The sequence below is a fragment of the Streptomyces sp. NPDC002851 genome (assembly GCF_053591935.1).
In genome coordinates this window covers 82362-94674 of sequence record NZ_JBSFUT010000022.1, presented here as the reverse complement: position 1 = coordinate 94674, position 12313 = coordinate 82362, and the positions used below count along the sequence as shown (strand labels likewise).

Below are 12313 nucleotides of genomic sequence, written 5' to 3'. Positions count from 1 at the left end.
CCCCTACCCCGCCCCTTCCCGGAACTGGGGGCTTCGCCCCCAGACCCCCATATCGCCCTGAACGGGCTCGTCCTCAAACGCCGGACGGGCTGGATTCAGGACGGGCCGGTTTCGCGCCGGTCGGGCCGGTGCCGGGGAGGGGCGGGCGTATGTTCGGGTACGCGCTTCGGCGAGTCGGTCCCTCCGGATAGGCTGGCGAGATGACCCGAGCCGAGCAGCCACCGGTGAACGCCGACTTCGATGACGCCCTGGTCGCAGACTCCCGCGAGCGCGCCGTCCGCGCCCTGCTGCGCTTTCCACCGCTGAAGCGGCTGTGGAGCGCGCACCTGGTCGGCAGTGTCGGGGACGCCCTCGCGCTCCTCGTCCTCGTCGTGCTCGCACTCCAGGCTGCGGTGGCCGAGGAGACGTTCGGCGGCGGTTACCGAGGCGCGGCCTTCGCCGTCGCCGCGGTCTTCGGCGTACGGGTGCTCGCGACGCTGCTCTTCGGCGCGGTGCTGCTCGGCCCGCTGACCTCGCTCACGTCCGCCGAGGGCCCCCTCGACCGGCGCTGGACCATGGTCGGCGCGGACGGGCTGCGGGCCGTGGTGCTCATCGTCGCGCCGCTGTGGATCGACTGGACGCCTCAGAGTGCGCTCGCCGTGCTGCTCGTCACCGGGTTCGTGGTCGGCGTCGCCGAGCGGTTCTGGACCGTGTGCCGGGAGAGCGCGGCGCCCGCGCTGCTGCCCGCCCCGCCGCCCGAGGGGGCCACGGTGCGGCCGTTGCCGGACCACCTGGAGGCGCTGCGGCGGCTCTCGCTGCGTACGGCCTTCGCCGCGCTGCCCATCGCGGCGCTCGTGCTCGTCGCGATCACCCTGGTCGGGAACCTGCTCGGCGCCGGGATCGACTGGTTCGGCCAGCATCAGGTGGCGCTCGCTTCTTATGTAGCGGCGGGACTCTTCGCGGCCTCTCTCTCTGTTGTCTACTTCCTCGAGCTTCCCGATACGAAGACGCCGCGCCCCCGTTCACCGCTGGAGGGGCTGCGCCGCCCCAAGGCTGGCGGTTCGGGTGCGGACAAGGGCCGCAACGGCGCCGTGGACAAGGGCCGCACCGGCGCGATCCCGCTGCTGGTGTCGGCCTGCGCCGCCGTTGCCGGGGCGATCGCGGCGGCGGTCGCCGTGGCCGTGTTGCACGCCGTGGACCTGGACGGGGGGCCGGTGCTCTTCGGGCTGCTCGTCCTCGGGCTCACCGGCGGCACGGCGGTCGGTATCCGTACGGCGCCGAAGGTGCTCCCCGCGCTTTCGCGGCGTCGGATGCTCGCTCTCGCCATCGCCCTGACGGGGATAGGGCTGCTCGCGGCGGGCCTGGTGCCCGACCCGACGACCGTGCTCCTGATCATGGTGCTCTCCGGGTACGCCGCCGGGGTCGCCGCGCACACCGGACACGCGCTGCTCGACCTCGAGGTGGAGGACCACCGCCGGGTGCGGACCACCGAGCACCTCCAGGCGGTCGTGCGCGTTGTCATCGCGCTCTGCGCCCTCGCGGCCCCGCTGCTCGCCGCGGCGATCGGGCCGCACCGGGTGGTGAGCGGCAAGTTCGTGTTCGCGCACGGCGGCGCCGCGTTCACGCTGATGCTCGCGGGCGCGCTGCTGCTGCCCGTCGCGGCGCTGGTCCTCGCCAAGACCGACGACCGCTCCGGGGTGCCGCTCCGGCGCGACCTGAGCGATGCGCTGCGCGGTGGCGATCCGGCGCAGGCGCCCGCGCCGACCGGGTTCTTCATCGCCCTTGAAGGAGGCGACGGCGCCGGGAAGTCGACGCAGGCCGAGGCGCTCGCCGAGTGGATCCGGGGCAAGGGCCACGAGGTCGTGCTCACTCGGGAGCCCGGCGCGACGCCGGTCGGCAAGCGGTTGCGGTCGATCCTGCTCGACGTGTCGTCGGGCGGCCTCTCGCACCGCGCCGAGGCGCTGCTCTACGCGGCGGACCGGGCCGAGCACGTGGACACCGTGGTGCGGCCCGCCCTGGAGCGGGGCGCCGTCGTCATCTCGGACCGCTACATCGACTCGTCCGTCGCCTATCAGGGGGCGGGCCGCGATCTGTCCCCGACGGAGATCGCGCGGATCTCGCGGTGGGCCACGGACGGCCTGGTGCCGCATCTGACGGTGCTGCTCGACGTATCCCCGGAGACCGCCCGTGAGCGGTTCACGGAGGCACCGGACCGGCTCGAGTCGGAGCCGGCCGAGTTCCACGCGCGCGTGCGCTCCGGTTTCCTGGCGCTCGCGGCCGCCGACCCCGGGCGGTATCTGGTGGTCGACGCGGGCCAGGAGCCCGAGGCCGTCACGACCGTCGTACGCCACCGGCTCGACCGGATGCTGCCGCTGTCCGAGGCCGAGGTGAAGGCCCAGGAAGAGGCGCGCAAGGCGGCCGAGGAGGAGGCCCGGCGCAAGGCCGAGGAAGAGGCCGCCCGCAAGGCCGAGGAGGAGCGGATCGAGCGCGAGCGCCAGGAGCAGCTCGCCCGGCTCCGCGCCGAGGAAGAGGAGCGCGAGCGGCGCGAGCTGGAGGAAGCCCGTCGCCGCGAGGCCGAACGGCAGGCGGAGGAGGCCCGGCAGCGCGCCGAGGAGGCCCGCCGTCGCGTGGAGGAGGAGCGCAAGCGGCGCGAGGCCGAGGAGCAGGTGCGGGCCGCCGAGGAGGAGCGGAAGCGGCGGGCGGCCGAGGAAGAGGCGCGGCTTCGCGCGGAGGCGGAGGAGCGGCGCCTGGAGAAGCAGCGGAAGGCCGAGCAGGCGCTGCTGCGGGCGGAGGAGGCGCGGCGGACTGCGGAGGCTGCGGGTGGCGCGGCCGGTGGTGCGGCTGGCGGTGCGGCCAGTGGTGCGGCCGGTGAGGGCGGAGCTTTTGCCTCTGGGCCCGCCTCCGAATCCGGTCGCGACTCCGGCTCCGGCTCGGGCTCCCATTCCGGTACGGGTTCGGGTTCGGGCAACCCGACGCATCCCGACAACGAGACCACGGTGCGTACGCCGATGGTCAACGTGAACGGCACGCATGGTGCCCGCGGTGTGAACGGTGCGCAGGGCGCTGACGGTGAGGAGACCGCCGTACTGCCCCAGCCGCCCGCACCCGGAGCCGGGGCCTCCGCGCCGGAGAGCACCAACGAGGAGACGGCGGTGCTGCCGCCGGTCCGAGACGCCCGCCAGGCCGAGAACCCCGCGGACCGGGTGCCGCCGGGCATCTTCCGGGACGAGGAGGAGCGCACGCGCGAACTCCCGCAGGTCGACCCGGAGTCCGGCACGCCGAGCCGCCGCCCGCGCCCCGACTGGGCCGAGGAGACCCCGCTCGACGACCTTCCGACGCTGGCCGACGAACTGCTCGGACCGCACGAGGGGGATGAGGGCGACGCGGGCGACGCGGGCAACGGGCGGGGCCGCCGCCGCTAGATCCCCTTCGTCAACAGGCGTCCTGGGGCTGCCCGTGCTGCACGCCGGGCGGGCTGGATGTGCCCGTACCGGCGTTGTCAGACCCCTGCTCCACAATGGACCGGCAAGCGCAAACGCAGAGTTGTGGAGAGGCGGTGGCCCCATGTCCGTATGGGACGACCTGGTGGGACAGGAGCGCGTTGCGGCGCAGCTCGACGCTGCCGCCCGGGACGCCGACGCCCTGGTGACGGCGGAGGCGTCCGGCACAGCCGCCGCGCCCGAGGAGTCGGGCACAACGAAGAACACGACGAAGAGCGCGACGAAGAGCACGACGAAGATGACGCACGCCTGGCTGTTCACCGGACCGCCGGGCTCCGGCCGTGCCACGGCCGCGCGTGCCTTCGCCGCCGCGCTTCACTGCACGAGCCCGGACCGTGCCCTGGGCGGCGCCCCGGGGTGCGGCTTCTGCGACGGCTGCCACACCTCGCTCGTGGGGACGCACGCGGACGTCGAGGTGATCCGTACCGACCTGCTGAGCATCGGCGTCAAGGAAACCCGTGACCTGGTGCGCAGGGCGCAGCTCTCGCCCGCGGGCGGCCGCTGGCAGGTCATCGTTCTGGAGGACGCCGACCGCCTCACCGAGGGCGCGGGCAACGTCCTCCTGAAGGCCGTGGAGGAGCCCGCGCCCCGCACCGTATGGCTGCTCTGCGCGCCGTCGCAGGAGGACGTGCTGCCCACCATCCGCTCGCGCTGCCGCCACCTGACGCTGCGTACGCCCCCCGTGGACGCGGTCGCCGACCTGCTGGTGCGGCGGGACGGCATCGAGCCCCCGGCCGCGGCCGCCGCCGCGCGCGCGACGCAGGGCCACATCGGGCGGGCCCGCCGCCTCGCCACGGACGAGCGGGCCCGTGAGCGCCGGGCGGCCGTGCTGAAGCTCCCGCTCCGCGTCGACCAGGTGGGCAACTGCCTGAAGGCCGCGCAGGAACTGGTGGACGCGGCGGCCGAGGAGGCCAAGCAGCTCGCCGAGGAGCTGGACGTCAAGGAGTCCGAGGAGCTCAAGGCCGCACTCGGCGCGTCGCAGGGCGGCCGGATGCCGCGCGGCACGGCCGGCGTCATGAAGGACCTGGAGGACAAGCAGAAGCGCCGCAGGACCCGGACCCAGCGGGACAGCCTGGACCTGGCCCTCACCGACCTGTCGGGCTTCTACCGGGACGTCCTCGCGCTACAGCTGGGCTCCCGTATCGCCATCGCCAACACCGAATTGCAGGGCGAGCTGGAGCGCATAGCCCTGGGCAGCTCGCCGGAGTCGACCCTGCGCCGCATCGAGGCGATCGCGGACTGCCGCCGCGCCCTCGACCGGAACGTGGCCCCGCTGCTCGCGGTCGAGGCGATGACGATGGCGCTGCGGACGGGCTGAGCGACAGCGCGGCGACGCTCGTACCAGCTCAGCGACCGCATGGGTCACTCAAAAGGGTCACGCATACGAGAACCAACACAACAGTGCTCTCGTGGGCCCGGCCGCGCAGGACGAGTACCAGCGACTGCATAGAGTCACTCATACGAGCACGCGTGACCACGGAACGTACACGTCCGCTCGCCCGAGAGTTACGCTCAGCGAATGCACCTCAGGCGCGACCTCCTCCGTACCGGCGGCACTCTCCTCACGGCCGCCGCGCTGCTGATCTCCGGCTGTTCGTCCGGGGGCTCGCCATCGCCATCCAACACGTCCCGGTCCGCGCTGCCGGAGGAGACGCCGAGCGCCCTGAAGTCGTACTACGGGCAGAAGCTGCGCTGGCGCGAGTGCGGCGTCCCGGAGTTCGACTGCGCGACGCTCAAGGTCCCGCTCGACTACGAGAAGCCGGGTGACGGCGACATCGACCTCGCCGTGGCCCGCAAGAAGGCCACGGGTCCCGGCAAGCGTCTGGGTTCGCTCCAGGTCAACCCCGGAGGGCCGGGCGGCTCGGCGATCCAGTACCTGCAGTCGTTCGCCGCCTTCGGCTACCCGGAGCCGGTCCGCGCGCAGTACGACATGGTCGCGGTCGACCCGCGCGGCGTCGCCCGCAGCGAGCCCGTGGAGTGCCTCGACGGCAAGCGGATGGACGCGTACACGCAGGTGGACGTCACTCCGGACGACGCGAAGGAGACGGACCAACTGGTCGACGCCTACAAGCAGTTCGCGACGGCCTGCGAGCGGCGCTCCGGCAAGGTGCTCGGGCACGTCTCCACGGTCGAGGCGGCCCGCGACATGGACGTGCTGCGCGCCGCGCTGGGCGACAAGAAGCTGCACTACGTCGGCGCTTCGTACGGCACCTTCCTCGGCGCGACCTACGCGGGCCTCTACCCGAAGCGCGCGGGCCGTCTGGTCCTGGACGGCGCCATGGACCCGTCGCTGCCCGCGCGTCGGTTGAACCTCGACCAGACCGCCGGTTTCGAGACCGCGTTCCAGTCCTTCGCGAAGGACTGCGTCGGCCGCACGGACTGCCCGCTCGGTACCGGCAGCACCACGGACGCGGGCAAGAAGCTGAAGGACTTCTTCCGCGACCTGGACCGGAAGCCTCTGCCCACCGGCGCCGACCGCGAGCTCACCGAGTCCCTGGCCACCACCGGCGTGATCGCCGCGATGTACGACGAGGGGTCGTGGCCGCAGCTGCGCGACAGCATCGCGGCCGCGATGCGCGACCAGGACGGTGCGGGCCTGCTCGCGCTCGCCGACAGCTACTACGAGCGTGATTCCGAGGGGAAGTACGCGAACCTGATGTTCGCCAACGCCGCCGTGAACTGCCTCGACCTGCCGCCCGCCTTCAAGAACCCCGACGAGGTACGCGAGGGCCTGCCGGACTTCGAGAAGGCGTCCCCGGTCTTCGGCGAGGGCCTGGCCTGGGCCTCCCTGAACTGCGCGTACTGGCCGGTCGAGCCCAGCGGCGAGCCGCACCGCATCGCGGCGAATGGCGCGGCCCCCACGGTCGTGGTCGGCACCACCCGCGACCCGGCCACCCCGTACAAGTGGGCCGAGGCCCTGGCCGCCCAGCTGGACTCCGGCTCCCTCCTGACCTACGACGGCGACGGCCACACGGCGTACGGCCGCGGCAGCACCTGCATCGACAAGGCCATCAACCGCTACCTGCTCCAGGGCAAGCCCCCGGCCGACGGCACGAAGTGCTGACCCCCGCCCTGGGGGCTGGGGGGCTGGGGGGCTGGTCAGAGGCACCCCGATTAACCCTGTAGACTTGGCGCCGCTGCTGATGCGAACCTCTCCCTGCGCGGAGAGAATCCATCACCCGTAGCGCGCCGCCTTAGCTCAGATGGCCAGAGCAACGCACTCGTAATGCGTAGGTCTCGGGTTCGAATCCCGAAGGCGGCTCCACTTGGAACCCCAGGTCACGCAGCCCGTGACCTGGGGCTTTTTCTTACCCGGCGTGACCGACTGATAGATGTCCCGCGTGATCCGGCTCTCACCTCCGGGGATGGTGAACAGGTGCCCGGAGTCGATCCACGCCTCGCCGTACGCGAGGCGCTCGGGTGCCCTGGTCCACCCGCAGGGCGGGCCGCGGCCTAGCGCCGCCGGATGGCCGAGGACGAACACCGTCGTGCCCAGGCCCATGCCCAGGCCCAGGCCCGGGACAAGGCCAAGGCCACCACCGCGGCCGCTGACGCCGGGTCAGGGGTCCGGGTCAGGGGCCCGGGCCAGGGGCCGCGGTGGTGAGTCCGGCTGCGGACCCGCTCGTCCTTCCTGCTTCCTGGCTACAGGGCGTCGACGGCGCTCACCTTCCAGCCCTGGTCGGTTTGGACCAGGGTCATGCGGACGCGGTTGAGGTCTACGCGGGGGCCGGAGATTTGGGTGCTCTTGGTGACCTGGTTCATGAAGAGCAGGACGACGGCCTTGTCCGGGGTGGCGGAGACCACCGACACGGCCGGTGTCGCGTTGTCGCCCGTGGGCTTGGCCACGGTGGCTTTGACGACGCCCTTGTACTTCTTGGCCGTCGGCTCGACGACCGTCTTGGTCGTCTTCTTGTACTCGTCGAGGAACGAACCCGTGAGGTGGCCGCGCGCCGTGGCGAAGTCGCGGTCCAGGTGGCGGTGGTCGTACGACAGGATCTCGGGGGCCGCCTTGCGCGCTGCTGCCACCGCTTCCGTGCGTGCCTCGTTGGTACGTGACGTCTCCTGGTACTGCAGGCCCAGGACGGTGGTGGTTATCCCGCCCGCGACGGTGAGTAGCGCGAGGGTCGCGAGGGCCGCGACGGATGCTCGGGGGAGGCGGCTGGAGCGGGTGCCGGGCGGCGTGTCACCTTCGGACTCCGGTGACGACTTCGACTCCGACTCCGGTGACGACTCCTGTGTCGACTCCGATTCCGACTCTGGTTCCGAGTTCGACTCCGAGGCCGACTCTGACCCCGGCTCCGGCTCCGGCTCCGAGGCCGACCCCGGCTCTGACCCCAGTTCCGATTCCGGTTCCGGCTCCGCCGCCGAGGTCGTATCAGCCTTCTCGGCCGTCCCCAGGTCCTCGGGGCGTTCCCGGGCTCTTTCGGCGCGCTTGGCCGCGGCGCGGGCGGCCGCTGCGACTCGGACGGGCTGCTTCGCCACGGGGTTCTCCTTACGGGTGGTGCGAGGGGGGTACGGGGCGGGCGCGGGGCCCGGTCAGCCGACGAACTCTACGTTGGAGGTCAGCCAGCGGCCGTTCTCGAGTACGAGGTCGAGCTGGAGGCGGTAGTTGCGGGCGGTGCCCTTGGGGGACGCCGTGTTGGTGACCTTGCTGTCGGCGACCACCAGGACGCGGGCGGAGCGCTCGTCCGCCCGCGCGATGCCCGCGTCGAGCACCTGGCCCTCGGAGACCGACTTGTTGGATGCCACCAGCTTCGTCAGCTCTGCTGTCTGCGCCGAGAATTGTTTTTTGAATTCGCCGGTCGCGCCCTTGAGCACGTTCTTGCTGTCCCGGTCGTAGTGCCTGTAGTCGAGCGAGGTGAAGTTGATCGCCGACTGGCGGGCCGCGGTCAGGATGTCCTGGTTCCGCTGCTCGGTTTCCTGGTGCTCGTGCAGCTGGACGGCCAGCCAGATCGATGAGGCTGTCAGGGCGACGGCCGCGACGGTCAGTGTCGCGGTGATCGCCCTTTTGTGACGCTTCGCACGAGTGGTGAGTGCGCGGGTTATGCCATGGGGCCCACGAGCAGCCATCGCCATGAGTCCTTTCCGAACGTGTTCTGTGCTCCGCCCGTCGAGCCGATCTCGACGAGGGTTCCGTCCGGACCGTACGCGGCTCCGGTGTCGGGATCGTAGGCCGTGACGTACGAGCCTGTGTTTGCTCCGGTTCCTCCGGAAGACGACTGCCCGGACGCCTTCGGGGCGTTCTGCGCGCCCCGGACCGAGGTCTTGCTGCCGCGCGGGGCCGTGCAGCGGGCGTCCGTGTTCGCCGGGCGGGTGGACGTGTCCTCAGGGTCCCGGCGCTGGGTTCCGTAGCCCTGGCGGCAGGCCGGGGGGTCGTCGGCGTTGATCTGCATGCCGAAGTGGGTGGTGCCGTCGCCGGGGACCACGGTGTAGCTGCCCGCGACCGTGATCGGGAAGGTGACCAGCATCTGTTCCATGCCGGGCAGCCGGGCGGCGGTGATCTGGCCGCCGCTGATCAGGTTCCCGAGGAGGACCGGAAGATGGGTCTCGTTGGCCTTCAGGATGGAGTTCACTTCCTGGGCGGCGGGGGCGCCGTTGTCGATCAGGGCGCGGATGTCTCCGTCGCTCTTCTTCAACTCCCCGGTCAGAGTTGCCAGGTCCTTCGAGAAGGATTTGATGGCCGAGCCTTTGTCCGCCTGGGTCTTCAGGACCGTTTTCGAGTCCTCGATCAGGGAGATCGTCTGCGGCAGCGAGTCCGAGGCGTCCTTGACCAGGGCGTTGCCCGAGTCCACCAGGCGGGTCAGATGCGGGCCCGTGCCGGCGAACGCCTTGCCGAGTTCGTCGACCGTGACCCGCAGGTCCTTCTTGTCCACCGAGTTCACCAGGCGGTCCAGGCTGAGGATCAGCTCGGTGGTGGGCATCGGACTCCGGGTGTTCCGGCGGTCGATGGTGCTGCCGTCCTTGAGGTACGGGCCGTCGTCGGCGCGCGGCTGGAGATCCACGTACTGCTCACCGACGGCCGAGCGGTTCGCCACCACCGCCAGGGTGTCGGACGGGATCTCCGCGCCGTTCTCGATGTGCAGCGCAACCGATACGCCGTCGTCGCCCGCGAGGCGCAGGTCGCCGACCCGGCCCACCGGGACCCCGCGGTACGTGACCTCGGCGCCCTGGTAGATACCCCCGGAGTCGGCGAACTCCGCCCGCACCGTGTACTGGCGGTCCAGGATGCTGTCGGCGAGACCGGTGTACTCGGCGGCGACGTAGGACACCCCGAGCGTGGTGACGGCCGCGAAGGCGAGCAGTTGGACCTTGACCGTACGTGTGATCACGGCAGCATCCCCTTCAGCATCAGTTCCGCCAGCATGAGGTTCACGCCCTGGCTCCTATAGCTGTCCGTGTCGCCGTACGCGTCGCCGTACGCGTCGCCGTACGCGTACGAGGCAGCGGTTCCGGTGCAGACCGGTGGGCAGAGCCCGGCGCCCCCGCCCCCGCTCTCGCCGTCCGGACGGGTCGGGTCCACCGGCGAATCCGGCGAATCCGGGGAATCCGGCAGATCTGGGGTGTTCGGGACATCCGGCGTCTCGGGCAGATCCGGGGTGTCCGGCAGTCCGGGCACCTCCGGCTTCCGGTCCTTCTGCTTCTTCTGCTTCTTCGACGGCTCGTCCGCGAGATTGCCGTAGATGCTGCGCAGGTCGAGATCGGACGTGATCTTGAGGTTGACGTAGTCGCCCTTGATCGCGTCCGTGGCCGCGCGCGGGAACGGGTACGTCGTCAGGAGCTCCAGGGAGTTGGGGAGGTCGCTGCCCGCCTTGTTGAGCTGCTTCAGGATGGGTTGGAGGCTCTTCAGGTTGGCCACCGTGTCGGCCTTCGACGCGTTGATCACGCGGGTGCCGGTCTTGCCGAGCTTGGACAGCGAAGTCAGCATCGTCGTCAGCTTCTTGCGCTGGTCGGCCAGGACCTTCAGCGCGGGCGGCATGGTGGTCATGGCCCGGTCGATCGTCGCCTTCTCCTTCGACAGGGTCTTGGAGAGTTTGTCGATGCCCTTCAGTGCGCGGACGATTTCATGGCGCTGCTTGTCGAGGCCGCCGAGGAACGTGTCCAGCTCAGAGAGCAGGGACTTGACCCGGTTCTCGCGGCCCTCCAGGGCCTTGTTCAACTCCGTTGAGATCGTTTTGAGTTGGGCCACCCCGCCGCCGTTCAACAGGGCCGACAGAGCCGAAAGCACCTCTTCGATCTCGGGGTTGCGGCCGCTGCGGGACAGCGGAATCTTCGCGCCGTCGGTGAGCTTGCCCTTGGGCGCGCCCTCCGGCGGCGCCGCGAGGGATACGTACTTCTCGCCGAGCATGCTCGTCTGCCGCAGCTCGGCGATCGCGTTGCCGGGCAGCTTCACCGAATCGGAGATGCGCAGCCGCACCCGGGCGTGCCAGCCGACGAGTTCGACCTTCTCGACGGCTCCTACGGTGACGTTGTTGACCTTCACCGTGGACTGCGGCACGAGATCGAGGACGTCCCGGAACTCGACCGTGACCCGGTAGGCGTTGTCGTCGGCGGCGGCACCGCCGGGCAGCGGAACGTCGTAGAGACCGTTGAAGCTGCAGCCGGTGAGGAGGGAGGCGGCAGCCGCCCAGACGACCGCCCGGCCTGCCTTGATCCTGCTCATGTACGGGTTCATGTACGGGTCTCCAGGATTCCGCCGAGCGTCTTGTCGACCGAGCCGGTGCCCTTGAGGGCCGGGGCTTCGCCCGCCACGGGCAGTTCCGGCAGGGAGTCGAACAGCTTCTTCAAGTCACCGCAGTCGGCTTTGTCCCCGGTCGTCTTGAGTACGGAGCACAGCAGCGAGGCCGGGTCCTGGGGGTGGTCGGCGTTGTTGCGGGTGTCGAGCGTGCCGGACTCCGGGTTGTAGGCGTTCTGCAGATTCGAGAGACCGGCGGGGGCGACGTCGAGCAGTTCCTCCAGGGCGGCGCGCTGGGTGACGAGCACCTTCGTCACCTTGGAGAGGCCCTTCACATTGGAGGTCAGGGCCTTCTTGTTGTCCTTCACGAAGTCGGCCACATCGGCGAGCGCGGCCGCCAGATGCTTGATCGCGAGCGCCAAGTCCTTGCGCTCATCGGCCAGTTGGTCGGCCACATTGGCCAGGCTGTCGTTGAACCCGCGGACGCTCGCGTCGTCCGCCGCAAGCGCGGCCGTGAACACCTGGAGATTCCGTACCGTCCCGAACAGGTCCTTCCGGCCGCCGGACAGGGTGGTGACGGCCTGCGAGAGGTTCTTGACCGTCGTATGCAGCTGATCGCCCTGGCCCTCGAGGTTGTCCGCCGAGACGCCGAGGAGCCGGGACAGCGCCCCGTCCTTGTTGGCGCCGCGCGGGCCGAGCGCGTCCGAGGTCGTCCGGAGACTGTCGAAGACGCGGTCCAGTTCGACCGGCACCGCCGTCCGCTGCTCCGGGATGACGGCGCCGTTCTTCATCGTGGCGCCGCCGCGGTAGACCGGAAGCAGCTGGACGTAACGGTCGCTGACCACCGAGGAGTTGATGATCGCGGCCTTGGCGTCCGCGGGGACCTTGCGCTCGCCCTCGTACTCGAGCTCCACCCGCACCCGGTCGCCCTGCGGGGTGATCTTCTTGACCTGGCCTATGCGGACGCCGAGTACGCGTACGTCGGAACCGGGATAGATGCCGACCGTACGGGGGAAGTACGCGGTCACCCGGACCGGCGAGGTCGTCGGCCAGAACACCACGGCCAGACCGGCGGCGACGACCGCCAGGGCCACGACGACGGCCAGGCCACGGACGAAGCGCCGGTTCGTCACGGACTTCTTCAGCGCGGACAGCTTCATCG

The 12313-nt window shown here is 70.9% G+C and carries 9 protein-coding genes and 1 tRNA gene; 5 read left to right on the top strand and 5 right to left on the bottom strand.

Features of this window, described 5'->3' with window-relative positions; all coding sequences use genetic code 11:
* Nucleotides 1–200 precede the first annotated feature (200 nt).
* The 5 genes from tmk (at nt 201) to ACWD10_RS23210 (ending at nt 7083) form a co-directional block, all read left to right on the top strand.
* Nucleotides 201–3401: a dTMP kinase gene (gene tmk / locus ACWD10_RS23230; protein ID WP_451093928.1), complete on the top strand. Its 3201-nt coding sequence runs from the start codon at nt 201–203 to the stop codon at nt 3399–3401.
* A gap of 142 nt (nt 3402–3543) precedes the next feature.
* Entirely contained in the window at nt 3544–4797 is a 1254-nt protein-coding gene (locus tag ACWD10_RS23225; RefSeq protein ID WP_451093926.1) for a DNA polymerase III subunit delta', read from the top strand.
* 201 nt (nt 4798–4998) lie between these two features.
* Nucleotides 4999–6543 (top strand): alpha/beta hydrolase, encoded by a 1545-nt coding sequence (locus tag ACWD10_RS23220; RefSeq protein WP_451093924.1) that lies wholly within the window; start codon nt 4999–5001, stop codon nt 6541–6543.
* Between the two features lie 124 nt (nt 6544–6667).
* Nucleotides 6668–6744 (top strand) — tRNA-Thr (locus tag ACWD10_RS23215).
* Nucleotides 6745–6945: 201 nt separating this feature from the next.
* Nucleotides 6946–7083, top strand: coding sequence for a hypothetical protein (locus tag ACWD10_RS23210; protein WP_451093922.1), 138 nt, complete (start codon nt 6946–6948; stop codon nt 7081–7083).
* A 38-nt stretch (nt 7084–7121) separates the two neighbouring features.
* Here the strand turns inward: ACWD10_RS23210 and ACWD10_RS23205 are convergent, their stop codons facing one another.
* From ACWD10_RS23205 to ACWD10_RS23185, 5 genes are read right to left on the bottom strand one after another with little or no spacing between them, the layout of a single operon-like run.
* A complete protein-coding gene (locus tag ACWD10_RS23205) occupies nt 7122–7961 on the bottom strand; it encodes a hypothetical protein (protein ID WP_451093920.1) in 840 nt (279 codons plus the stop codon).
* A gap of 54 nt (nt 7962–8015) precedes the next feature.
* Nucleotides 8016–8555 carry a hypothetical protein gene (locus ACWD10_RS23200; RefSeq protein ID WP_451093918.1) on the bottom strand — a complete coding sequence of 180 codons (540 nt, stop codon included), beginning with the start codon at nt 8553–8555 and terminating at the stop codon, nt 8016–8018.
* A complete protein-coding gene (locus tag ACWD10_RS23195; protein WP_451093916.1) occupies nt 8522–9808 on the bottom strand; it encodes an MCE family protein in 1287 nt (428 codons plus the stop codon). The genes ACWD10_RS23200 and ACWD10_RS23195 overlap by 34 nt, the downstream gene beginning before the upstream one ends.
* Nucleotides 9805–11139 (bottom strand): MCE family protein, encoded by a 1335-nt coding sequence (locus ACWD10_RS23190; protein WP_451093914.1) that lies wholly within the window; start codon nt 11137–11139, stop codon nt 9805–9807. Before ACWD10_RS23190 ends, ACWD10_RS23195 begins: the two co-directional genes overlap by 4 nt.
* A gap of 8 nt (nt 11140–11147) precedes the next feature.
* Complete coding sequence (locus ACWD10_RS23185; protein ID WP_451094018.1) at nt 11148–12311, bottom strand: MCE family protein; 1164 nt, start codon at nt 12309–12311, stop codon at nt 11148–11150.
* Nucleotides 12312–12313: the final 2 nt, after the last annotated feature.

Excerpts from the sequence above, each read along its gene's own strand:
- tmk (WP_451093928.1), top strand. The coding sequence starts at position 201 with ATGACCCGAGCCGAGCAGCCACCGGTGAACGCCGACTTCGATGACGCC.
- ACWD10_RS23225 (WP_451093926.1), top strand. The coding sequence starts at position 3,544 with ATGTCCGTATGGGACGACCTGGTGGGACAGGAGCGCGTTGCGGCGCAG.
- ACWD10_RS23210 (WP_451093922.1), top strand. The coding sequence starts at position 6,946 with ATGGCCGAGGACGAACACCGTCGTGCCCAGGCCCATGCCCAGGCCCAG.
- ACWD10_RS23200 (WP_451093918.1), bottom strand. The coding sequence starts at position 8,555 with ATGGCGATGGCTGCTCGTGGGCCCCATGGCATAACCCGCGCACTCACC.
- ACWD10_RS23190 (WP_451093914.1), bottom strand. The coding sequence starts at position 11,139 with ATGAGCAGGATCAAGGCAGGCCGGGCGGTCGTCTGGGCGGCTGCCGCC.
- ACWD10_RS23220 (WP_451093924.1), top strand. The coding sequence starts at position 4,999 with ATGCACCTCAGGCGCGACCTCCTCCGTACCGGCGGCACTCTCCTCACG.
- ACWD10_RS23185 (WP_451094018.1), bottom strand. The coding sequence starts at position 12,311 with ATGAAGCTGTCCGCGCTGAAGAAGTCCGTGACGAACCGGCGCTTCGTC.